This is a genomic window from Mesorhizobium sp. M1A.F.Ca.ET.072.01.1.1, assembly GCF_004023325.1.
GTDB lineage: Bacteria > Pseudomonadota > Alphaproteobacteria > Rhizobiales > Rhizobiaceae > Mesorhizobium.
The window spans coordinates 1-24,429 of sequence record NZ_RZSF01000043.1; the positions used below are offsets into that span (position 1 = coordinate 1).

Here is a 24,429-nt window from a genome sequence, read left to right on the forward strand (position 1 = left end):
ATTGGCAGCGGCTGAGCTTGATACGGCCCGACGCACCGCCGTCTGTGCCGGCTCGAGAGGCTGTGAGCCAGGTGGTCGCCATCGCGGGCCTTTCCGTACGCATCGAGTACCCTGCAGCCCGCGCCTTTCCCGCGGTCGCCGTGTTCCGGCATCTCGAGGTCCGGCGAGAGACTGCCGACATTCTGTTCCAGCTGGTCGAGCATGAGGGACGGGTCCACCTGTTCCGGGATGGCGACTGGATTCTGTCCTGCGCGCCCGACGAGCTCCCCGTCATGCTGAAAGGGCAAATGCTTATCGAGGTCCTCGATCGCAGCGCCTACGAACTTGCTCTGCACGCGGCTGCGCTTCTCAAAAATGAGCGCATCGTGCTTCTCTGCGGCAACCCGGGCGCAGGCAAGACAACGCTGACCCTGGCGCTGGTCAATGCAGGGTTCGGTTTCGCATCTGACGATGTGACGCTGTTGGACTCCCGGGGACATGGCATTGGTCTGCCGTTTGCGCCCGCCGTCAAGGCGGGAGCATGGTCGCTTTTGGCCGAACGCTACCCCAATCTCGACGCTGTTCCGGTTTGTCGCCGGCCGGACCGCAGGCGAGTTCGGTTTGCGGTGCCCAGCGAGGTCGTGCCGTCCTCCCCCATACCAATCGGCTATGTAATCCAGCTTCGTCGAGGTCGCGACGCGAAAGCTTGCCTCGAGCCGATCGACCCGGCCAGCGCATTGCGTGTGCTGCTCAACGGGGCGTTCGCACCCGGCCGAGAGTTGAGCGGCAGCGCCTTCGACACTCTGACCCAAGTAATCGGATCGGCGGGCACCTATTGTCTGAGCTATTCGAAGCTCGATGATGCAGTAGAGCTGATCACGAAGGCATGCCGGTGAGACACAGAGGCAACGCGCTCGAGGCTCTGATCGCCGGACTTCGCGGCAGTCCGGCCGACCGGGCCGATTGGCACGCCGTAATCGCCCTGGCCAATCGCACTTTGCTCACGCCGGATTTGTACTCCTCCCTCGCGCGCGCCGGCCAGATCCACCGGCTACCGCAGGACGTGTCCGAGTATCTCCGGTTCGTTCACGACTGCAATCGGGAGCGGAACTTGCGCTTGCGTGCGCAACTGCGCGAAGCCGTTGCGGCGCTCAATCGCCGCGGCATCGTTCCGCTCCTGCTCAAGGGCGCTGTTCCCTTGTTCCTTGCGCCGGCCGGCCAGGCTCCCAGCAGGATGACGAGCGACCTCGATCTGGCCGTGGAGCCGGCCAAAGAGGCGGCCGCCCAAATCTGCCTTGAAGAGCTCGGCTATGTCGAGGTGGCAGGTGAGCGAGGCATGGCGCGTGAGCAGGATGCCGGAATGCTGGAACTCCGGGCGCGCCGGGCGATCGACTTTGAACCTCCCAAGCTCGTCCAGCACGACGATTTGTGGGTGAATATTCCTACTGCCCAGTCCCGGGCTCTGCACTGGATCGTGCACGACCTGTTTAAGGAGGGCGACTATTGGCGCGGAAGGATTGATCTCAGGCACCTTCACGACCTGGCGCAATTGGCGGAGACCGAGAACGTGGACTGGAGCGCGCTGCAGGCATCCATGTCGGACCGAAGCGCCCGCAATGCCCTGGATACCCAGCTCCTGGCCTTGCATCACTTCTTCGGAACCAGGATCCCGGCAAGATGCGCGCGGCGCCCGATCGTCCGTTTCCAGCACTGGAGGCGCGTCTTCACGGCAACCCACCCGATCATCGGCGCTCCGTTGCGCCTGGCCGGGAATTTGATTTGGGGAACGCGGCGGTTTCTAAGCGCCAGGGGTTCGGCGAGGGGAGGCTCGTCCGATTTCGCGCGGCGCATCGCTCGTACGCTTTTGCTTCCAAGCGCGAAAATCTAAGCCTTTTGGTGAACTAGTATCCTGGCATCGGGAAACATAAGCTGTTGTGATACTTTGGAACCCGCATGGGAGAATCGTCATGCCAACCGAAAGCACGAAACGCTCGGAAAGGACGCGGGAAGTCCTCGTTTCAGAGGCTCAGGCGCGCCGGGACTTTCTCAAGAAGGCAGGGCGTTTTGCGGCGGTGACTCCACCGGCCATAACGGTTCTGCTCGGCACCAGCCTGAACTCCAGAGCAATCGCCAAATCGGGAGGAACACGCCCGGGCAACGGCTGGGGCGACAAAAACCACATTCACCTCGGGCCTCCCGGCCAGTCGTAAGGTTGACCGTCAGGGTCGCTGAAGCAGCGTCTTGAGAACCAAAAGCGCGTCGCGCGGAAATGGATCCGGGCGGCGCGCTTACTTTTGATACCCCGATCGCTGGGGCACGCCGCGGTCGGGGTATTTGTTTGTTGGCGGTCGCTCCCCCTGTCAGATCAGGCGAGCAGCCAATCGTTCAAATGGAATTCATAGATCTTGCCGTCGTTCTCGGTCGGATTCGAGTCGTTGTCCACGCCGCGATCGACGACATAGAGGCTCATTTGGTGGCTCGGATCGTCGCTGCTCGGCGCCAGGGCAAGTCCCGCCGGCTTTTTCGCGTTGGCGGCGGAGATGTCGAGCGTGCCCAGCAGATCCCCGGTTGGCGTCACCATTGCCACGGAGGTGCGTGACACGATGACATAAAGCAGGTCGTGGACCGGATCGTACGCGATGCCCCCGTCAGAAGGGGTTCCGAGCGCCTCTTCAGAAAAACTCGTCACGACATCATCGCCCCCCGTGCTTGGGACGCCGTCGAATCTGCCGTTCTGGCCCGGAGCGATGGTGTAAATCCTATGGGTCGTGCCATCCTCGAGATAGAGCACGCCGCGGTTTGTGTCGTAGGCAATACTCTCCGCATCCGTACTGCCGAACGCGGCGGTCCTGAACGAGGTCACGATATCGTCGGAGGTGTTGTAAAGCCCATCGTTGCCCGGGTTCAACTCGTAGACGCTCTTCGTGCCGGTATCGTCCGAGAAGAAGAGATGGTGGTTCGCCGGATTATAGGTGACCCCGGCCGGCTCATCGGAGAAATTGATGGTGGTGAGCGTGCCCGTCAGGGTGCCGTTCAGATTCATCTGGAAGAGATTCTTGCCGGTGAAAATCGACATCTCCTCCACCTCACTATCGGTCACCAGCAGCTTGCCGAGGTGGGAGATATAGACGATATCGGTTGGGTCGGGGCTCGGCGGTGACCACTGCGAAGTCAGAATGGTGTGCGCCAAGGTCACGGATGTCGGCAACTGGGTGGCGGTGACGCCGACGGTGAAGGTGTGCGTGGCGATGCTGCCGTCGGACGAGGTGGCTGTCACGTGGAGATCGATCGTCGGTTCGGACTGAGCGTTGAGCGTGCCGCTGCTCGATCGCGTGATGACGCCGGTGCTGGAATTGATGGCAAAGCGCGAGTCGTCGATCGTGTAGGTGACCGTCGAGCCGGCATCGGGATCCTTGGCCGAGGCGGTGATGCCGACGGCAGTGCCGGCGGCGGCATTTTGGACGATCTGATTGGCCGCGGTGTTGGCATCGGGCGGCGTGTTGAACGCGATCGGTTCGGGGCTGTTGAGGACGGCGAGGGTGAAGCTCTTGTTGGCGGTGCTGCCGTCGGAGGAGGTCGCCGTCACCGTCAGGTTGATGGACGACTGGGTCTCGAAGTCGAGCGTGCCTGTGCCCGAACGCGTGATGACACCGGTGCTGGAATTGATGGCAAAGCGCGTGTCGTTGATGCTGTAGGTGACCGTCGAGCCAGCATCGGGATCCGCGGCCGAAGCGGTGATCCCTGTCGGCGCCCCCGCCGCGGCGAGCTCGGCGATCTGGTTGGCGCCGGAGTTGGAGTCGGGCGGAGTGTTGAAGGCCACGGGCTGTTGGCCCGCCGTGACGCTGACAGTGAAGGTGCTCGTGGCGCTGCTGCCATCGGACGACGTCGCTGTCACCTGGAGATTGATCGTCGGTTCGGACTGGGCGTTGAGCGAGCCGGTGCCCGAGCGCGTGACGACCCCGGTGCTGGAATTGATGGCAAAGCGCGAGTCGTCGATCGTGTAGGTGACTGTCGAGCCGGCATCGGGATCCGAGGCCGAAGCGGTGATGCCGACGGCAGTGCCGGCGGCAGCGTTCTGGCCGATCTGGTTGGCCCCGGAGTTGGCATCCGGCGGCGTGTTGAACGCGATCGGCTCCGGGCTGTCGAGGACACCGAGGGTGAAGCTCTTGGTGGCGGTGCTGCCGTCGGAAGAGGTTGCCGTCACCGTCAGATTGATGGACGACTGGGTTTCGAAGTCGAGCGTGCCTGTGCCCGAGCGCGTGATGACGCCGGTATTGGAATTAATGGCGAAGCGTGCATCGTTGATACTGTAGGTGACGGTCGCGCCGGCATCGGGATCCGTGGCCGAAGCGGTGATGCCCGTGGGTGCTCCCGCCGCGGCGAGCTCGGCGATCTGGTTGGCGCCGGGGTTGGAGTCGGGCGGAGTGTTGAAGGCCACCGGACTTCCGGATCCCGGCAAGACATATTCGATGTGCAGCAGCGGCGCGCTGGCGGGATTGTATTCGTAGGAATCGGCGGTGCGCGTGCCGGTGCCGGTGATCAGGAACGCCATGTCGTTGAGCGCCGCCCAGCCCGAGCGGCTGACGATCTCCTGGACGATAGCCGTAAGGTCTGGCGTGCGCTCGGCCTGGACGTGCTCGCCCACCGTGGTCCACGGGGCCGGCGTCCAAGCCGTCGACGCGTCGGTCGTTGCCCGTGACGATACATTGAAGCTGGTGCTGGTGAAGGCGCTTGCGTCGTCGGTGTCCTGGCCCTTGATCAGCAGCGAGGCCGCGCCGGTCTTCACCTCATTGGCCTGGAACTGGATATAGGCGCTGGTGATGATCGCGCCTTGCGGGACGTCGATACCGGTGAAGCGGAGACCGACCGTCTGGCGGGTAGAGCCGTCAAAGCCCAGTTCCAGATCACTGACGTTGCTCGAAATCGAGCCGGAACCTTTCTCCTCGACATCGTCGCCTGCGGCCGCCACCCTGGCCTCGAAAGTCCCAGGCGTGCTGCCGCCGGTGACGTCAACATTGAAGGCGTGGGTGTTGGTGCTGCCGTCCGACGAGGTTGCGGTGACCGTGAGCGCAACCGTCGGCTCGGACTGGGCGTTGAGCGTGCCGGTGCTCGAGCGTGTTATGACACCGGTGCTGGGATTGATGGCAAAGCGCGGGTCGTTGAGACTGTAGGTGACCGTCGAGCCGGCATCGGGATCCGTGGCCGAAGCGGTGATGCCGACGGCAGTACCGGCGGCAGCGTTCTGGCCGATCTGGTTGGCCGCGGTGTTGGCATCGGGCGGCGTGTTGAACGCAACCGGTTCCGGGCTGTCGAGGACGGCGATGGTGAAGACCTTGTTGGCCGTGCTGCCGTCGGAAGAGGTTGCCGTCACCGTCAGGTCGATCGACGACTGGGTCTCGAAGTTGAGGCTGCCTGTGCCCGAGCGCGTAATGACGCCGGTGCTGGAATCAATGGCGAAGCGCGTGTCGTTGAGGCTGTAGGTGACCGTCGAGCCGGCATCGGGATCGGTGGCCGAAGCGGTGATCCCTGTCGGTGTCCCCGCCGCGGCGAGCTCGGCGATCTGGTTGGAGCCGGGGTTCGAGTCGGGCGGAGTGTTGAAGGCCACAGGCTGTTGGCCGGCCGTGACGGCGACGGTGAAGGGGTGCGTGACGACGCTCCCGTCCGACGAGGTGGCGGTGACGGTGAGGTTGACAGACGGCTCGGACTGGGCGTTGAGCGTGCCGGTACCTGATCGCGTGATGACGCCGGTGCTGGAACTGATGGCAAAGCGCGAGTCGTCGATCGTGTAGGCGACAGTCGAGCCGGCATCGGGATCAGAGGCCGAAGCAGTGATACCGACGGCGGTGCCGGCGGCAGCGTTCTGGCCGATCTGGTTGGCCGCGGAGTTGGCATCCGGCGGCGTGTTGAACGCAACCGGCTCCGGGCTGTCGAGGACATCGAGGGTGAAGCTCTGGGTGGCGGTGCTGCCGTCGGAAGAGGTTGCCGTCACCGTCGGATTGATGGACGACTGGGTTTCGAAGTCGAGCGTGCCTGTGCCCGAGCGCGTGATGACGCCGGTATTGGCATTGATGTCGAAACGCGAGTCGTTGAGGCTGTAGGTGACGGTCGCGCCGGCGTCGGGATCCGTGGCCGAAGCGGTGATCCCGGTCGGCGCTCCCGCCGCGGCGAGCTCGGCGATCTGGTTGGCAGTGGGATCGGCATCGGCAGGCGTGTTGAAGGCCACCGGACTTCCGGATCCGGGCAAGACATATTCGATGTGCAGCAGCGGCGCGCTGGTCGGATTGTACTCGTAGGAATCGGCTGTGCGCGTGCCGGTGCCGGTGATCAGGAACGCCATATCGTTGACCGCCGCCCAGCCCGAGCGGCTGACGATCTCCTGGACGATAGCCGTCAGGTCGGGCGTGCGCTCGGCCATGGCCTGCTCGCCGACCGTGGTCCACGGGGCCGGCGTCCAAGTCGCCGACGCGTCGGTCGTTGCCCGTGACGATACATTGAAGCTGGTGCTGGTGAAGGCGCTTGCGTCGTCGGTGTCCTGGCCCTTGATCACCAGCGAGGTCGCGCCGGTCTTCACCTCATTGGCTTGGAACTGAATGTAGGCGCTCGTGATGATCGCGCCTTGCGGGATATCGACGCCGGTGAAGCGTAGGCCGACCGTCTGGCGAGTCGTGCTGGCAAAGCCCAGTTCCAGATCGTCGACATTGGTTGAAATCGAGCCCGAAGCTTTCTCCTCGACATCATCGCCCGCGGCCGCCAGCCGCGTTTCGAATAGTTCAGCCATAGTCGGTCTCCTCTCGTAAATTTCCTCCGCAACGACGGAATCTCCCGGTGCCCGATCGGGCGTCAGGCTGAGCCCATGATCGAGCAAGGCGATGGCGTCGTTGCGCGTGAAGAACGTGATCCTGGGAACTGACCTCGAGTTCCGCCGCTGATCAGTCTGTTGCCTGCCTCAGTCTTGGCCATGCGGGCACGACTGCCGCGAGCAGGCGCAGCAGTGACAGGCCTTCCCGCCCAAGGAATAGCGACGGCAGGAGCCAGCACAACAGCAAGCCCCCCACAGACGCCAGCAATGCCGTATCGATGAGCAGCGGAAGAGGCGATAGATGGAGGGCGCGAAGCCAGTCCACGAATGCCCAGGTACCGGTTCCGACAACGCCCGCGAGCGCGACGCCAGGCAGGTGCGCAAGGAAGAAATTCGCCCACGTCATCCCGGTCACGCGGAGACTCAGCTGCGCCATGAGAAAGAAATTTGCCCCGAATGCCAGGCCGACACCAAACGCCACCCCTTCCACGCCCCAGAATTGCCCTGTGAAGGCTCCGATGCAGACACCGACGGTGAAAACAGCCTGGCGCCAGGCCCGGGCGTAAACCGTTCCGGTTGCTCGCGAGACGGAGTCGCTAAGCTTGTAGCTCGTGCGGAACAGCATGCTGAACGCCAGGATCTGGAGCGGGCCGACCACGCCTTCCCAGCCCCGTCCGAGAATGACCCGAACCAATTCGGGCGCGACGATCGCCACCACCACGCTGGCCGGCAGGACAAGCAGGCTGCAACCGGCGACCGCGCTGCGATAGGCGCGCGCAAGCCTGACGGGCTCTTCCTGGACCAGCGCCATGGTGGGGAACAGCACGCGATCGAGCACCTGGCCCACGATGACCGCCGGAGTGGTCATGAGTTGGGACGACAAACCGTAGACACCGAGCGCATCGGCGCCGAGATAGCGGCCCACGACAAGCCTGTCCACCTGAGTGGCAAGGTAGTTGCAGACCCGCGCAATGGTGAAGCCGCCGCCAAAATAGAGCAGTTCGAAAATCGCGCCCCTCTCGAGCAACGGCCGCATCGGGTGCCGCTGGCCGACGAGCAGCACGATCGTGCGGAACAACTGCTGGACCAGGATCGCTGCGACAAGTGCCCAGATACCGAAGCCGAGCCAAGCCAGCACCGGAGCGACGACCACGTAGCCGATGGCGAAAGCGACCGCGTCGACGAGCGCGAGCCAACGGAACCGCAAGGCACGCTGGGCCGAGGCCAGCGCCACCATGGAGGCTCCTTGGAAAAGAAAGATGAAGCAGACCGCACGCACGATCGGAGTGAGCTCGGGCAGGCGAAGAAGACCGGCAATAGCGGGTGCCAACGCCCATACCAGAGCGGTTACGGTAAGGCCAAGAAAGAGCGACAGGGTATATCCGACCCGGAGATGCCGCTCCTCCAGTACAGGTCGCTGCACGATCGCAGGCGTGATGCCGAGGCCCTGGAAGATGGCCGAAAACTTGATGACGATCAGTGCCGCGGAGTAGAGACCGAACTCGTTGGGCGAGAGCAACCGGGCCAGGAGGACGAGGGCGACAAGCTCGGCAACCGCCAAGGCGCCCATGGACAGGCCCGTCCAGAACATGCCTACGACACTGCGTTTTGCCAGCCCGCGCCGGATGTCGCTCACGCCAATCTCCACATGCCGCCTTGCTTACTCGACCGACCAAAGAAGGGCGGCCATGCATCTCCCCGGAACCGCTCAGCGGGGGGAGGGGATATTCGGATGGCCATGCTGAAACGCCAACGGCGCCCGCGTGGGCCGCGAGCCATGCCCGACGAGAAGGGACGGGGGGATCTCGTAGCGGTAGAATCCCATCTCATCCCGCACCTCGGGGATGATCGCCGCCAGTTCGTTCGCATCCAGGCGCAGCCACTTCTGCTGGCGGCCGGGATCGATCATCTCCTTCGCCACGCGAAGGATGTCGTCAGAGCAATGCAGCCCGCAATGTTCATAGATACGGCGCAAGACCAACTCGGGATCCTGTATCAGATCCTCATAGCGAAACGACAGCACGCGGCCTTCGCCAAGCCTGGCGAGATCCTCTCGGGCCATTCGATTGCCGCGCGCCCACTGGCGCGCGATCACTGTCAATTTTTGATGCTCCTGCAAATCCCGATCTATTCCCTTGTAGCGCGGTCCGTAGATCGACGTGTATTTTCTGTGTAGTATCCTCTTGGCGACTATCTGCTTTACGACGTCTCCCACGTAGTAATGGACTTGCGTGGCCGGCGTTTCTTTCAATAGTCGCAGAAGACCTTTGAAACTTTTTGCGCGCTGCCACTTAAGTTCCATGGAGCTTATATAGGAGAACGGATTCCTTGTAATATATAGAAATATAGCTTCTGGGAATATCTGGTGGATAAATGGCACGCGCAAGACGTTGGCGGGCGTATTTTCCATGATTTGCCGGTTGCCGTTCCGCAGCTGATAGTCGAGGAACCGGTTGCGAATGTAGCGCACGACCTTCTCGCTGGCGTCGGCTTTAACAAATTCGTCATGCCGCCGCGCCGGATCGGCATAGAGCCACAATGTTTTTGGCTCGTACCAGGTGACGACATCCGGGTGCAGCCCGATCAATTTCTGCGTGATGGTGGTGCCCGACCGGTAGTTGCCAATCAGAAAAATCGGAGGTTTCAACTCTGCTGTCGTCATGACAAGCCCCTATCGCTAAAGGTCAACCAGGATGCACGGATGCGCACGACAACGCGCTGCTACTGGTCTCTGAAGGCACGCATCATCTGGTCCGTCAAAGGCTTCATCAGGTATGAGAGCACCTTGCGGTCGCCAGTCCGTACGAACGCTTCCACCGGCATGCCGGGCGCCAGCGAGAGCGCTCCAAGCTTCTTCAGCTCCTGGGGGTCGGGGGTGATGCGCACCGTGTAGTAGATTTCGTTGGTATGCTGATCGCGCGTCACGTCTGCCGCGATCATGGAGACCATACCTTCCGTTTCGGGCGTGGTATGGACGTTGAAGGCCGTGAAGCGAAGAAGCGCGCGCTGACCGATCGAGAGCTGATCGATGTCCTGGGGTGCGGCCTTTACCTCGACCGCGAGAGCATCGGTGTCGGGCACGATCAGCATGATCGGATCCCCCGCGCCGATCACGCCGCCAACGGTATGGACTGCCGATTGATGGACCGTGCCGCTGGCGGGGGCGCGAATATCGATGCGCGACAGCTGGTCCTCGGCGGCGACCTTGCGCTCCTCGAACTCGGCGATTTTGGCTTCGACATCGCGCAGATCGCTCCCGGTCTCGCTGGAAAACTCCTTGTCCAGCTGCAGGATCTGCAGCTCGATTTCGGCGATCGCTCCCTTTGCCTGCGCAATGCTCGACACAAGTTGCGCCCGTTCACCCTCGATGCGCGTCGCCTCACGTTCATATTCGGTCAGCTTCGATTTGAGGGTGAGTTTCATTTCGACAAGACTGCGTATGTCGACGAGCTCGTCGTTGATCAGCTTGATCTCCTTCGTCTTTGCCGATTCCTGCGCCGAATAGCCTTCGATCTGCTTCCCGAACTGCTCGATGCGTTCGCGCAGGCGCGCCTTGTTGCCAGACACCTCGGTTCGACGAAGCTCGAACAGCCGCTGTTCGCTCGCCACCGTGGCAGCTATCTCAGGGTCGTTCATTCTCGCGACAAGCATCGGAGCAAGCGTGATGCGCTCGCTGCCGTCACGCTCGGCCTCGAGCCGGGATTTTCGCGCATAGAGCTCATCCAGGTTCTTCGTCACGTAGGCCAGGCTGGCACGCGGAACGGTGTCGCTGAGCTGGACCAGAACGTCTCCGGCCCTGACGCGGTCGCCGTCGCGCACAAAAATCTTGCCGACCACACCGCCGGTCGGGTGTTGAACCTTCTTTTCGCTGCTGTCGACGACCACCGTGCCGTGCGAAATCACCGCTCCCGAAACATCCACCGTCCCGGCCCAGACTCCCATTCCGCCGACGAGCAATGCGACGATGGTCGTGCCACCCAGCAGATTGCGACGGATCGACCGTCGGTTCAAAAGCGACACGTTCGAAAGGGCAGCTGTCATTTCCCCATTTCCAATCCGGGTCAGCCATCAACGCGGTGTCGGAGTGAGCTTGAAAACCGGCTGCAGGCCTGCGGTCACGGTCTGTGGCGCGGGCAAGAGTGTCGACAGAACGCTTTCCCTGGTGCCGAACATCTGCGTCTGGCCTTCTTTCATCACGAGCAGGAAATCCACTGTGCTGAGAATGTTCGGCCGATGCGCCACAATCGCTAAGATGCCGCCGCGGGCCTTGATTGCGAGGATGGCAGCGGCAAGCGCCATTTCACCTTCGGCATCGAGATTGGAGTTGGGTTCGTCGAGGACCACCAGGAACGGATCGCCATACAGCGCGCGCGCCAGCGCAATGCGCTGACGCTGGCCGGCTGAAAGCGCGGTTCCGCCCTCTCCGATCTGCGTCTCGTAGCCATTGGGGAGACCGATGATGAGCTCGTGGACGCCCGCGGCGCGGGCGGCTGCGACAATGGCCTGCGGGTCCGGCCCGGGATCGAAGCGCGCGATATTGTCGGCAACCGTTCCCGCGAACAGTTCGACGTCTTGCGGAAGGTAGCCTATGTAGCGGCCCAGCCGCTCCGACGACCACTGGTCGAGATCGGCGCCGTCCAGCTTGATACGGCCGGCCAGCGGTCGCCATGCGCCGACCAGCCCTCGAACCAGACTCGATTTGCCGGAACCGCTTGGTCCTATGATGCCGAGCACCGAGCCGGCCTCCAGGCTGAATTCCACACCTTGCACGATGATGCGCTGCGCGCCCGGCGCACCGATCGCGATGCGCTCCACAGTCAACTTCGACCCGGGCACCGGAAGCGCCATCGGTTGAGCGTCCTGCGGCAACCGGGCGAGCAATTTGCTCAGCCTGCTCCAGCTCTGTCGCGCCCCGACGAAGTTGCGCCAATGGGCGATGGCAAGATCGACGGGCGCCAGCGCTCGGCCTACAAGGATGGAGCCGGCGATGATGATCCCGGAGGTCGCCTCGCCCTCGATCACAAGCCAGGCGCCCACACCCAGCATCGCCGACTGAAGCATCAGTCGCAACGCACGAGCGAAACTGCCGAAACCGCCAACGATGTCGCTGACACGCTGCTGCAGCGCAAGATGTTCGCGGCTCGCTTCGCGCCAGTGGTCGTGCAGGCGCCTGCCCATGCCCATGGCCTGAAGCACCTCGGCGTTGCGGCGGCTGGCCTCGGCCAAGCTGTTGCGCCTCACGCTGCTTTGAACCGCGGCGCCCATAGGTCTGCGCGTGAGGATCTCCGTCGCGACCGTCAGGGTCACCAGCACCAACGCGCCGCAAGCGGCGGTTGTCCCGAGGGTCGGATGAAGGCTCCAGATGATCGCCAGATAGAAGGGCAGCCAGGGAAGATCGAACAGGGTGCCAGGCCCGGCACTCGACAGAAAAGTACGGATGTTGTCGAGATCGCGTTGCGGCTGCAATCCATCTCCCTGCTGGCCGATGTACAGGGGCAACCTCGAAACGGCGGTGAATACGCGTCCCCCAACCGCTTCGTCCAACTCAGCACCGATCCGGTTCATGATGCGGCCGCGCACAAGGTCGATGACTGCCTGCCCGGCAAACAGAGCGCCGGCCAGTATTGCCATGGCGATCAGAGTGGGGACGCTGCGGCTCGGCAGCACCCTGTCGTAGACCTCTAACATGAACATTGCGCCGGTCAGCATGAGGATGTTGCTCACGCCGCTGAAAACCGCAACGCCCGCAAAGGCTGCCTTGCAGGAACGCAACGCACTGGCCAGTTCGGAGCCGGGCGCCGGTTCCTTGGTCGGGGACGGGGCGCCGGCGTTCGCGAATGCGCCGGGCAAGTCGCTTCTTCGTCTCCGCCTTGCGCTGCGGACGGCTGCCATGAGGAGACCAAGGGCCGCGACCGCCACGAAAACCTGGAGGGCGCCCGGACCGGCCAGCAGGGCCTGCAGGTCGTAAAAATAGCGCCAGCCAGCCACGAGGTCCGTCCAGGGTCGCTTCTGCGAAACCCTGGCGAGATCAACAAAGCGTGGCAGAAACTCCGCACCCGCAAGCGCGGCGGCGAGGAGGAGCAGGATTGCAGCGGGAAGTCGGACGATGAGGCGGCGGCGCGGGGCCTTGCTCGACTTCTTGCGGCGCGCAGTTGTGCGGGGGCGCTTTGGCGGCCGCTGCTTCGTCTTGGCATGGAAATTCGCCCGGCGGGGACGCGCTCCAAAGGCCGTCAATGCTGTGCCAAAGATCACGTCAAAATTCCGAAGATATCTGCTGCTCTATTGGCCGACCATGCTGCGCTGGACGGCCGGATTTTGCACTTTGGGAGAGGTACCAGAGTCCGGAGCGTAGAACCCCTTGTTGGCCACGACGGAAACCTCGATGACGTCGCCGGCTCTCACTTCCGTGTTTTGATCGGCGACGATGTCGTGGGCGATCTTCTGGTCGCGCCTGAAGATGGAAATCCTCACCGAGCCCTGCAGGTCGTCGAAGGTTCTCTGTTCGCCGTAAGTGAAGATAAAGAGAAGCTTGTCGGCCACGTATCTGATTTGACTTTGGATTTTTCCGAGCTCAACTTGCGCGTCCTGGGTCTGGCCGATCAATTCCATTTCGTGACTTTGGTGCTTCTTTCGCAGCTCGCTTTCAGCGTTCAGCATCGCCTGCTGCGCCTGTTCCTGCTGCAATTCCGTCTGCGCCAGTTCAGCCCGATAGCTGGTATGTGCTCGTTCCGCCGTCAACACATTCGAGTTCGTTATCAAACCCTTTTCCCGCAGAGACCGGGCAGACTGCAGTTCTTGCAGTTGGATGTTCGCGGTCTTTTCACGTTCTTCCCTGGCCGCGGCTAGCATGGCCGCTTCCTTCTTCGCCCGATCCAGCGAGGCCTCCAGGTAGGAAACGTCATCCCGATACGCGGCAAGGCGGGCGTCCAGCTGCTGCTGTTCGGACGCGATGATGCCGTCAATCAATTGCCCGCCAAACTCGACGGGCGAATCGGGCGGAGCGACGAAGGACTTTTCCAGTCGACTTTCCGCCTGGAGCCGAGCAAGACGGACCTTCAGGCGATATTCTTCAAGCGCCAGGTTTGAGCGCGCGCTTCGCAGATCAGCTATTTCCAGGGCGGGCTCCGTGTTGCCCACAGCGCTGGCGCGAAACCCGCCTGCTATAGCGAGTGCATGGCGAACCGTTATTCCGGGTTGAAACGGATAGGATCCGGGGTGGGCCACCGTTCCGGAGATAAAAAATGGCCGGTATTGTCCGATCTCCACTTTCACGAACGGCTGGAGGATCAGCTTCTGCTGCTGAAATGCTTGCTGGATGGCCTGCGAGAGGGCAACGGTGGTCAGGCCGCGCGCTTTGATATCACCCAACATTGGCAGTGAGATCGAGCCCCGATCATCGACAACGACCTCCAGCGGATAGGATTGTTCGCCGATCACGGACACACGCAGGATGTCACCGGTGTCGAAGGTGTATCCATCCGCGCGGGAGGCACTTGCGGTGAGCAGTACAATGGCAACGGCAAGCCCACCGATCATTGCGAGCATGCTGCCGACCGCGGGTTCGAAGTTGGAAACTAGCCGTCGGCACCAGCCCTTCATGCGCAGAGGCTTGGGAGGAAATTGCTGGTCAATACGCATACGCATCGTCGGTACTCCGGTTGTCTAGCCTGCTGCCATCGGGGCCCGCCGACATTCGCCGGCGGGAGCGTGACACGAGGTTCTTCCTATGGTTCGAGAAGTAAGCCTGCATTGCGAACTCCATCGGAGCAGCGAAGGCTGATCAAAATCCGTGCAGCCCGAAGGTTTGCCCGGCGAGGCGGTCACGAATTCTTGCCTCGTTTGGCCTGGCGGCCGAAGGGGCGGGCTCGAGCACCGATTGATAAATCTGCTCGACGCTTTCGCACATGGCGTCCAGCCCCCAGGACGACAGGTCGGTGCGTTTCGCGCCGTCGGCAAGTTGAGTGCGGTGCTGCTGGTTCTCGAGAAGACCGGCGACAGCCGCCGCCGCGGCGCCCACATCCTCGGCCGGGGTCACAATTCCGTTCACGCCATGGCGAACAACCTCTTCCACGCCGGGCAAATGCGAGACCACGCTGGCTCGACCGCCGGCCAGATACTGCATCATGACGCGAGGCAATCCCTCTCGCATCGAGGTCAGCACGCACACGTCCGCCAGGCTGATCAGTCGTTCGGGCTCGCTATGGTAGCCGATCATGCGAATGTTGTTTGCGAATGGGGATCGTTCAATCGCCGATTCAACGTCCGAACGCGCCGGTCCGTCACCGGCGAGGAGCAGTCGCACGTTTGGAACTCGGTCAACAACTTTGCCGAATGCCTCAATGAACTCGACGTGGCGTTTTCTCGGTTCCAGCGCGGCCAACATCAGGACCACCGGCGGCTTTGGCTCCCCGGCAGCCGTCCCCAGGAGCAGATGCGGATCTTGCGGCCACCGCGCGTTCGCGAAGCGTGCCAGATCGAAGCCGGAATGGACGACATGGTGCTGATCGGGGCTGCCCAGATGATTGGCGATGCAGATGTCGCGCATAGCCTGACTGACATCGATGAAAGCGCGCGTGAACCTCGCGGCCAGGCGTTCGGCGGCCAGGAACACCAGCCTCTGCCCGCGGCCGACATGCACGAAAGGCAAGATGTGGACACCGTGTATGATGCCGGGGATATTGGCTTCCTTGGCAGCGAGGCGGCCGACAATGCCGGCTTTGCTTTGATGGGTGTGCACGATGTCGGGCCGCCAATCACGCATAAGGCGGGTGAGCTGCCTTAAGGCGGAAACGTCGCGGGATGGCGAGATCGGATTGATGAGTTTTTCCAGCGTCACCACTCGCAGGGCTCCGGCAAGGGATGCCCGTAACCTCGGGTCGTATTCCGCGCCGTGAACCAACAGCACTTCATGGCCGTGCCGCGCCTGAGCGAGACAGCAAGCCAAAGTGTTCTCCTCGGAGCCGGCTCGAAGCAGTCTGGTGATCACATGGACGATCTTCATTTGCTTGTACCTCAGGGACATGAAATCCGAAGCGGCGGGAGATCGTGGGGATCGAGCGGGAGTGTCGCGGGGCGCCTTCCGCGGGTTTCGGGGCACGGGCCGGGCTCGCCTGTGGTTCGGCGCGATCGCGTAAAAGCTGCACGTCGGGGATGATGCGGGGCGGTTGGACCGCCCGATTTGCCTCTCAGAGAGACAGCCAGATATGCCTGAACAACTCGCGGCCGACGCTCTCTATGCCGGCGCTGGCGTCAACGGTCCGGATATCCTTGTCCTTCGCCCGCAGTTCCGCCATCAGGGATAGCCGCGCGTCGAACGCTTCTTTCCTGATGTCCCCGGGCTTTCGCTGTTCGGAGACCGCAAAGTCTGAAACGAGGTGCAAAACGAGGTGTGGGCGGCGTTCCGCCATCTTCTGGTAGAGTCGCTGCTCAAGCCGGGCGAGGGCTGACAGGCCTGGGACGGAGAACAGGCGAGCGGGGATGGTTGGCCCGTCCAGATATCCCCTGCCGAGCGCCTGCGGCCACCGGTCACAAATGACGATCATGCCGCGCGTCGACCATCGATGTGCGCGTTTCACCACAGCGTATCGCTCAAAAGCGATGAAAACCGCCCAAAACGCCAACGCGGCAGCGACAAGTCCTCCCTTCGACCAAGCCCGGCCGGAGGAATCGCTGCCATCGTTCTGGGCCAGGGACTTCAGGCGCCGTCTATGGGGAGAGACGACGGTCTGCAATGCCTTGCGAAGCCGCCATCCATTGCCATCGCCAGTTCCGACATAGACTTGGGCACACCCGAATTTCCACCCGAATATCTGCCTCAGCCGGGTAGCCTGAGTGCTCTTGCCCATGCCATCGGGACCTATCAAGGCCACCACGAATCCACCAGCTGCGGGCCGTCTCTTCGGTGGAAAGCGCCCCGGCAGCAAGCGGTGGAGGGATCTCAGGGCGAGATAGCAGGTCTTGCGCACCAGATGGACCGCCGCATCGGCGATAGCGGGGCGTCCCGTGTAACCACACATTTCGCGGATCGAACGCCGCAGCCTGGCCAGATCTCCGCGGTGGGCGGCCAAGGCGTCGGCGCTTTGCAGGAACCTGCAGCGCACCGTTCTTGCGCCGTTAAACGTGCAGTCGACGACCTGCAAGCCGTGCTCGTCCGACGCGGACGGCAGGCGCGCAAAGTGCTGCTTCCAACCCTCGTCGAGGGTGATCCATTGCCTCCACGGAAGCGCCGAGGCGCGGAAGGCGAAACGGGCAATCGCTATTCGAAGCTCGTCTTCGGGAGAGACCACCGGAACCGGCACGCCGTCGACGCAAATCGCCTCCCATCGCGTGATCGCCGCATAATCGAAAGCCGGATAGCGCTTGCGAAATTCCCGGCCGACGCGGGCACCGATATGCATATCGAGATGGAGATAGCGGCCATGCGTGAAGTCAGGCAGGAACCAGTCTTCTCTGCCGGCACAGACATTGTCGTAGCAGGAGAGGCTCACGCCGCGCCGGCCGTGCAATTGACAGACGATGGAGCAGAAGAGCGGGTAGTCATGCTTGTCCAAAAGCACATCCAGATCATCCCGTCCGGCAAATCCGTCAGGCACGGACGCGAGATCCTGAATAATTCCGTACCTCACGCCAGCTTCATTGAGTGCTCGAAACAGTTCGCTGGCAATCGGCAGTGCCGGCGTCGTTTCGATCGGCCTGAAAGGAGCGCCTCCGTCAGTTTGATACGGCGCTGCACCTGAGTGGCTGCCCAATGCGCCCGCGCCAACAGTCTTCGCCGACGCTGAAACATTCGCTCCCGGCGCCAACGTTTCCGCCACGATCTCCGCCTTGGCCTCCGTAGCCCAGCGGCGATACTGCTGCGGCTGCAGACGATCCCGAAGGTCTCCGGGCCCGGCCGGATGGAAGGCTGCCGATTTGGACTTGCGTGGTGTTTGCAAGAGATTTCTCGTGATTGGTCGCGGGCGAGCGTCACTCGCTCGTCGTCGCCGGAAACGTCGTGGAACTGGCCTGCGGTAAGTCCAAGCCCCTCGGTGGGCTGGTGTTCCTGGGATGTCGAACGACCAATCGTCCCAATGCCGGCCCGCAGGTTCTGACGTCACCTTCGCAGGCTACCGCACCGAGGGTGAATTGGGTGCCAACTCATCACTCCCTGCCGAGTATTTCGGCATCTGTGTAACGAAAGCGGTGAGTAAAAACTCACCGAGTAGTTTCAAGACACTATCGACAACTTGTCCCGATCAATAGTGATAGGAGTAGACCGGTTCATGATGTCGAGAAGAATTCTGACCGCTCCGGCGCTTCCGACATGATCAAGAATCCCGAGCTGGTCCGAAAACGGCCCGTCTATGATCCTGATTTTCTGGCCCGGCCTCAACAGGATGTCCGGGTGCAAAATCCCGTCCTCATCGGTTGCCGATATCAAGGATTCAACCACCCCATAAGGCGCCGGTACCGGCATGCCCTTGCTCATGACGAGCTTTCGGACGCCCACGGTCGAGTTGATCGGGTACCAGCTCTGCTGATGGACAGCCAGGCAGACGAACAGATAGCAGTCGAAATACGCGCTGGAGACGGTCCTGACCCTGCGGGCGTGCCGGACGGTTCGCCTGCGCTTGGGCAGATAGGTCCGGAAGTTCTGCGACAGCAGGTGCCGCTCGGCAAGGCTCTCGGAATGCTGGTGCGTTTGGACCACGCACCAGCGCGCAGCTTCGCCGCCGTGACTTTTGTCCGTCGAGTCAGGAAAACCGTTGTTGCAGAAGTTAGTGTGCAGCATGACGCAATACTGTCTCTTCCCTAATTGAGGTAGTAACTGTCCGAGACACTGCTTTCGAGCGACGTGTAACGGCCGTATCTGGGCAGCTTTGGTTCGTCCACCATCGTCAGGGCAATGCCGGCAAGCTTGGACCGATCGCCAAGATGTCGAATTCCTTCGGCAACGGCCTCGCGCGAGGTTTCCCGCCACCTCACGACGAAGACGACCTTGTCGACATGCCTGGCCAGGATCGAGGCATCGGCCGCGGGTCCGACGGGTGGTGCGTCAATGATCACCGTGTCGAATTTTCCCCGAACTTCCTCAAGCAGCGAGCGCATTCGCGCCGAAGCAAGAAGGGCAGGCGGGTTGCGGGTTCTTGCTCCTGCGGGCAGCATGGATATGCCCGAGCGTTCGTCCAGATGGATCGCGTTTGCGGCCTTCACCGGCAAGGTCAGGAGATCGACCAATCCGACCTTGTCAGCCATGCCGAAGAAGGCCGTGGCGGCCGAAAGACGCAAGTCCGCGTCGATGACCAGAACCCGTTCGCCGTCGGCAGCCGCCGAGCAAGCCAGGCTCAATGCCAGCGTTGTCTTGCCTTCCCCGGGCATCGCTGATGTCACGAGCACCAGGCGCGGCGAACGGTCCAGTTCCGGCGTGGCCTGGATACCGAGGCGAAGCCGCCGCACCGCTTCGCTGTACCTGGAGAGCGGTTTGCGCTCGAGATAGGCCACAGGCTGAGCATGGACGTCTTTCGACCAGCCTGACATCCTTGGCATCGACGCAAGAACCGGAACTGCCAATTCTTCCTCGATCTGCTTCTTTGCCATGAAGCCGGAAGCGAAGAGTTCACGCAGCACGGCGCCGGCGCCCCCGAAGAAGATGCCGAAAACCACACCCAAAGCCGCAAAAAGAGGCCTGTTTGGGAAGCTTGGCGCGCCAGGAACGCTCGCATCGGTGATTACACGCACGCCGCTGTTGAGGAGGGTGGATTTCTCTTCGGTGAGCTTGGCGCGTGACAGGAACGTCTCAAAGAGTTCCTTGTTCGCGGCCGCGATCCTCTCCAGATCGCGTAACTGGACGCCAACCTGACCTTCGATTTCGGAGCGGTTGGATACCGAGTCCAGGGCGCGAGCCAGAGAAGCCTCCCGAGCTTCGGCCGCGTCGACCTCGTTCTTCAGATTGCCGATCAGGCGCTGGACTTCGGCAGCGATCTGTCCCTCGATGTCGCGGCGCTCGGCCTGAGCGGACAAGACCTCGGGATGCCGCTCGCCATACTTCAATTTGAGGTCGGCTTCCCGCCGGGTCACTCCGGAGAGCTGAGCCCTGAGCGCGTTAATCACCACCGACTGCAGCACGTCCGGAATCGACTGGATGTCACCTCCGGCAGCCTGTACCTTGCTAACTTGCTGATATTGCGAACGTTTCTCGGATAACTCGGCGCGCGCGTTGATTAGGGCGACGTTCAACTCGGACAGCTGCTGGTCAGTCAAGCTGCCCGCCTGCGTCGCCACTAAATTGTGATCGATCCGAAACTTCTGGACAGCTTGCTCCGAACGGCTGAGCTCCGCTCGCAGATAGGCGGCCCGATCGCTGAGCCACGAGGAGGCCTTCTGGACCCCTTCGTAACGGGACCTTATTCGATCTGCTACATAGGCCTGGGCAATCGCGTTCGCGAGCGATGCCGCTTTTTCCGGATCGTAGGCGCCTACATCAAGCTCAATGACGTTGCCAAGCCCGACACGCGAAACTCCCAGCGCGTTCTGGAGCCATATCAATGCTCCCGGTCCTATCTTGGGGTCTTCCGCCAGCTTTTGGCTGTCGACGACCTGCTGAAGAAGTGACGCAGACCTCAAGACAGCGATCTGACTTTCAATGAACGTTGGATTGTCAGAAAAATCAGAATTGGAGTAATCCTGTGGAGTCATATAGTCGATCGGAGCGTCAAGCAATATCTGAGAGACGCCGGTGTATGTTGTCGGAAGAATATATGCGGCAGCCATAAACAGTGTGAAAGTGATGACGGCAATTCCGCACACCAGCTTCCACCGACGAAGAAAGAAATCGAAGACTTCCCTGACGTCGAGGGGCAGGAATTCCCGAATCATCCTCGGATTATCAGTTGGATTGGCCATTTCCCGAATCCTCACGATCGACAGCACAACTCCCAGCCCTTCAGCGTCGGCTGAATGGCGTTCATTTCAAAATGGGTCGGGCAGCTAGCTGTTATGCGCTCTCAAACGCATGAATCGTAAGGGTTGGTGTCCCGCCGACATGTCCAAATCGCTCTTCTGCGCCCACTCACCGATCGCGTCACCGGTAAGGCAGAAACATATCAGCTTCGCGGACATCGCCGCCATTACCATTATTGAGTAGTAACTCGGCTAAAGGTCGATCTGGTCTACCCCGTATGCCTCTCCGAGCTTTAAGAAGTCGCCGAGACACCTTCCTCTCGCCCTTCAGGGAGGTCCACTACAACGCTACGATCGTCAAGGATGCTCCTGACGATGAGAGAAGCGGCCGGCCTCGGCAGTTCTGAGGTTGACATGGACACTTATAGCGAAGTCGTTCCGAGTTTTGCAGGTTGGGTGCTCGACGGTCCCGGGGTCATTCTTCTGCTGGCGGCAACCCTGCCGCTGATGCTTCTTCTTAAGGGCCGGCCGCTGGGCTACGGGACCCTTGCCGTCATTATCGGCACTGTCATGTTGCTATTGTTGGGTATCGAGAATTGGGCGGGGGCGATCGCCGCCCTTCTCGCCTATTGCGTCCTCGTTTCATTGGCCTTGCTTTCCACCTGGAGGCGTATGAAGCAAATCGAGGACCGGCTCGCATTGGTCGCGTCGGCAATAGACGGCCTGGAAGTCGCCGAGGAGAGGCGACAGACCTACAGCGTCAGGCGTTCGCGCCGGAAGCCGGAAGCCGGAGCAATGGTGCAAACCGTCGCGGTCGGCGCGACGGACAATCCAGAAAGCGAGACGCGATATATCCCAGGGCCGCCTTGGCAAGAGCTGCAAGCGCCCGGTCCGCGACCTGAATCCGCGGCTCCGGCGTCAACGCAATCGGCAGGGCGCAATTTTGCCTCATCGACGGGTGGGGGCCCCTGACAACAAGGTTCGAAGACAAGGATCGGTGTTCCGGCGGCAGGTTCTCGGGCAGCCTGTCCGGACCGACAGCGCGGTTCAACTTTTCGCTGCATCCGCAGCGTCGCGCGTAATGACGAGACTCTCGGCCTCCCGCCGGGGCTTTGCGATGGTCCAGACGATACTGTCGGGCGCAGTATGCGGGATCGGTGCGGTGGGGCCTGCATTTCGACGGCATGCGGGCACGCCGCGGCATGCTGCTTGGCATCGGTGCGGCACGAGCTGTTGTTCCGAAGTCATCGTGCGCTGCAAGCCAAAGCTGTGCTGGCTGAGCGACTTTAATATACCAAGGGTGTAGGGTTGTACCAAAAGGTGGTAGACTGCGCTGCAATTCGGATGAGGTGACAGATGGAACTTTTTGCCTAGTCGATAGTTGCAGCTTCAGGTTGACCCGGGGGGGGTGGATCATGGGCTTGGGCGATTCGGGGAAATGAACTTATCGAAGCAAGTTGGATTGGTGAAAGGACCCACGCTTGCTGACGCAAGCTGGGAAAGGGGAATCTCTGTACTGCCAGGAGCCGTGCGCCGCACCTATGCGGCCAACGCGACTATTGCAGGCGAATACCACACCAAATCCTCTATTCTGATTATGATCGCCGGCTGGGCGGCATTTGCGAAGACATTGCCGAATGGCTCACGTCTCATCGTCGATTTTGCGCTTCCTCGCGAAATTGCGGTGATCGAGTTCGCCGGAAAAGCGGGCGATACGGTGACGGCCCTCTCGGACGTTATCGCGATTGAGCTGGCCGGCCCCGTCCGTACATGTTCTGCGCGTTATCCGCAGTCCATCTGCGAAGCAATCCTGCGGGCTGAGGCGGATCGATATTCAAGGGTTGCGGAACACCTGGCAAGCGTCAGCAGAAGGGGTGCCGTTGAACGCACGGCCCATTTCCTTCTCGAACTGGCCTGCCGCTCACATCGATCGGCAACGAGCTATCCGGCCCGCTTTGAATGCCCGCTGACCCAGGGCGAACTGGCCGATGCGTTGGGACTTTCGGCTGTGCATGTGAGTCGCGTGTTGAAAACGTTGCGTCAGACCGCCCTGGCCTCATTCCGGTACGGCGTCGTCGAGTTGCATGATCTTCCGGGACTGATCAAAACAGCCGGATTTGATCGCTCCTACATTTCGAGCTGATGCAAGGCGCTCAGGCCTGGCACGGGCAGTTCATCGCGCGGAAGTGCTGAACTGCCCAAACCGTTTGGGCCAAATCGTCTCCTTCCGGCCAGCTTATTCTTCCAGCGCAAGCCCCAATTCGGCGCGCCGTCGCAGCCAAAGACTTGCGCGGTAGCGAGGATCCCGGGTGCGGTCATGGATCGTATCCAGGATGCGCAAAATGCGGGCAGGGCCGAGCTTGTTGCCCCACTCCAGAGGTCCGTGGGGATAGCCGAGCCCCAGCCGTACGGCGGCGTCCACATCCGCCGCCGATGCAATCTTTTGCTCGATGATCTCGCTGCCGATATTGACGATCATCGCGACCACGCGCTGGCAGACCGCGCCGCAACTATCGCTCACCAGGGTCGCCTTGCGGCCGGCGCTTTTGGCAAGCGCGAGGGCGGCGCTCCTGGCCGTGTCGGATGTCGCCGCCGACGCGACGAGCGTGACGTGACGGTCCAAGCCGAAATAGGGATCGAACCCGACGCATAGTGAAGGTGAGAGGCCAAGACGCATCGCGGCGCCGGCGACATCGTGCCCCTCCAACCCTACGAGGATGAGGCCGTCTCGCCCTAGCGCCTGATCCTGGCGACCGCAAACAGTGGCGCCGGCCGACGCGACCAGTTTTTGCATTTCGCCGGCGTCATTGTCGGCCAGAACGGTGACGCGGTCCGGAATCCCGGCGGTTTCCGCCGGCTGTGTCGATGCGGGCGGAACGGCTTGCCGGTTGCCGTCGTAGGCATAGAAGCCGCGTCCGGTCTTGCGCCCGAGCAGGCCCGCCGCCACACGCTGCGCCGCGATGACGGAAGGGCGGTAACGCGGATCCTGATAGAACTGGTTGTAGACACTCTCCATCACCGGGTGGGAGACATCGAGCCCGGTAAGGTCCATCAATTCGAAGGGGCCCATCCTGAAGCCGGCGGCGTCGCGCAGGATCGCATCGATCTCGGCGATCGAGGCCACGCCCTCCCGCAGCATGGCCAGGGCCTCGGTGCCGAAGGCGCGGCCGGCGTGATTGACGATAAAGCCGGGCGTGTCGCTGGCGACGACGGGCCGGTGGCCGAAGCGGGCCGCAAGCTCGACCAGCGTGTGCTCCACCTCAGGCGCCGTGTGAGCTCCTGAGATGACCTCGACCAGTTTCATCACGGGCACGGGATTGAAGAAATGGTAGCCGGCAATCCGCTCAGGTCGCTTGGCCGCGGAAGCGATCGCCGTGACGGACAGCGAAGAGGTGTTGGTCGCGATGATGGCGTCCGGCCTGACGATTGTCTCCAGCGCCTCGATGAGCTGACGTTTGGGGTCGAGACGTTCGACAATAGCTTCCACCACCAGATCGGCGCCTGCCAGTCGCTCAAGTGTTTCGGCAGGTTCGATATGGGCGAGCAGCTTCTCGACCACGTCCGAGCTGACTTTGCCGGCGGCTGCCCTGGCGCGCTGACGCGACGCGATTTGCTCGATGGCCGCCGCCGCCTTTCCGGGGGCATCATCGACCATCATCACATCGATGCCTGCCGCCGCCAGGACCTCCGCTATGCCGGAACCCATCACCCCGGCGCCTACGACACCGGCTTTCCCGATCCGACTGATGGACTCCCCTCCCGCGCCTGCCAAG

General features: G+C 62.0%; 15 protein-coding genes. 4 read left to right on the forward strand and 11 right to left on the reverse strand.

Annotated features, from left to right (window positions below):
• Positions 1-875, forward strand: an 875-nt coding sequence (locus EOA32_RS09195) for an aldolase (protein WP_128371551.1), incomplete at its 5' end; no start/stop codon positions are given.
• Positions 866-1,867 carry a nucleotidyltransferase family protein gene (locus EOA32_RS09200; protein WP_066992056.1) on the forward strand — a complete coding sequence of 334 codons (1,002 nt, stop codon included), beginning with the start codon at positions 866-868 and terminating at the stop codon, positions 1,865-1,867. The genes EOA32_RS09195 and EOA32_RS09200, both read left to right, overlap by 10 nt.
• Before the next feature lie 477 nt (positions 1,868-2,344).
• Here EOA32_RS09200 and EOA32_RS39750 read toward each other — a convergent pair whose 3' ends face one another.
• The 10 genes from EOA32_RS39750 to EOA32_RS09260 form a co-directional block, all read right to left on the reverse strand.
• On the reverse strand, positions 2,345-6,757 hold the full coding sequence (locus EOA32_RS39750; protein ID WP_245499217.1) for a hypothetical protein: 4,413 nt from the start codon (positions 6,755-6,757) through the stop codon (positions 2,345-2,347).
• 151 nt (positions 6,758-6,908) lie between these two features.
• Positions 6,909-8,414: a lipopolysaccharide biosynthesis protein gene (locus EOA32_RS09220; RefSeq protein WP_245418716.1), complete on the reverse strand. Its 1,506-nt coding sequence runs from the start codon at positions 8,412-8,414 to the stop codon at positions 6,909-6,911.
• Positions 8,415-8,486: 72 nt separating this feature from the next.
• Positions 8,487-9,440: a sulfotransferase gene (locus EOA32_RS09225; protein WP_082954065.1), complete on the reverse strand. Its 954-nt coding sequence runs from the start codon at positions 9,438-9,440 to the stop codon at positions 8,487-8,489.
• Between the two features lie 59 nt (positions 9,441-9,499).
• A complete protein-coding gene (locus tag EOA32_RS09230; RefSeq protein ID WP_066992059.1) occupies positions 9,500-10,819 on the reverse strand; it encodes an HlyD family type I secretion periplasmic adaptor subunit in 1,320 nt (439 codons plus the stop codon).
• 27 nt (positions 10,820-10,846) lie between these two features.
• A complete protein-coding gene (locus EOA32_RS09235; protein WP_245499218.1) occupies positions 10,847-12,766 on the reverse strand; it encodes a type I secretion system permease/ATPase in 1,920 nt (639 codons plus the stop codon).
• A gap of 291 nt (positions 12,767-13,057) precedes the next feature.
• Positions 13,058-14,422, reverse strand: a complete 1,365-nt coding sequence (locus EOA32_RS09240) for a polysaccharide biosynthesis/export family protein (protein WP_245499219.1) — start codon at positions 14,420-14,422, stop codon at positions 13,058-13,060.
• A gap of 136 nt (positions 14,423-14,558) precedes the next feature.
• On the reverse strand, positions 14,559-15,779 hold the full coding sequence (locus tag EOA32_RS09245; RefSeq protein WP_128371553.1) for a glycosyltransferase: 1,221 nt from the start codon (positions 15,777-15,779) through the stop codon (positions 14,559-14,561).
• A 184-nt stretch (positions 15,780-15,963) separates the two neighbouring features.
• Positions 15,964-17,712, reverse strand: coding sequence for a hypothetical protein (locus tag EOA32_RS09250; protein ID WP_245499220.1), 1,749 nt, complete (start codon positions 17,710-17,712; stop codon positions 15,964-15,966).
• A gap of 272 nt (positions 17,713-17,984) precedes the next feature.
• The gene (locus EOA32_RS09255) at positions 17,985-18,548 is read right to left on the reverse strand and encodes a transcription termination/antitermination NusG family protein (protein ID WP_128371554.1); all 564 of its coding nucleotides are present in this window, start codon (positions 18,546-18,548) and stop codon (positions 17,985-17,987) included.
• A gap of 20 nt (positions 18,549-18,568) precedes the next feature.
• Positions 18,569-20,659, reverse strand: coding sequence for a polysaccharide biosynthesis tyrosine autokinase (locus tag EOA32_RS09260; RefSeq protein ID WP_066992066.1), 2,091 nt, complete (start codon positions 20,657-20,659; stop codon positions 18,569-18,571).
• Positions 20,660-21,070: 411 nt separating this feature from the next.
• Here EOA32_RS09260 and EOA32_RS09265 point away from each other — a divergent pair, with 411 nt between their 5' ends.
• Both EOA32_RS09265 and EOA32_RS09270 read left to right on the forward strand, forming a co-directional pair.
• Positions 21,071-21,628 (forward strand): hypothetical protein, encoded by a 558-nt coding sequence (locus EOA32_RS09265; RefSeq protein ID WP_128371555.1) that lies wholly within the window; start codon positions 21,071-21,073, stop codon positions 21,626-21,628.
• A gap of 556 nt (positions 21,629-22,184) precedes the next feature.
• A complete protein-coding gene (locus EOA32_RS09270; RefSeq protein WP_067328760.1) occupies positions 22,185-22,799 on the forward strand; it encodes a Crp/Fnr family transcriptional regulator in 615 nt (204 codons plus the stop codon).
• A gap of 93 nt (positions 22,800-22,892) precedes the next feature.
• On the opposite strand, the gene EOA32_RS09275 is transcribed toward EOA32_RS09270, so the two are convergent.
• Complete coding sequence (locus EOA32_RS09275) at positions 22,893-24,428, reverse strand: 3-hydroxyacyl-CoA dehydrogenase (RefSeq protein WP_281013534.1); 1,536 nt, start codon at positions 24,426-24,428, stop codon at positions 22,893-22,895.
• Between the last annotated feature and the right edge of the window lies 1 nt (position 24,429).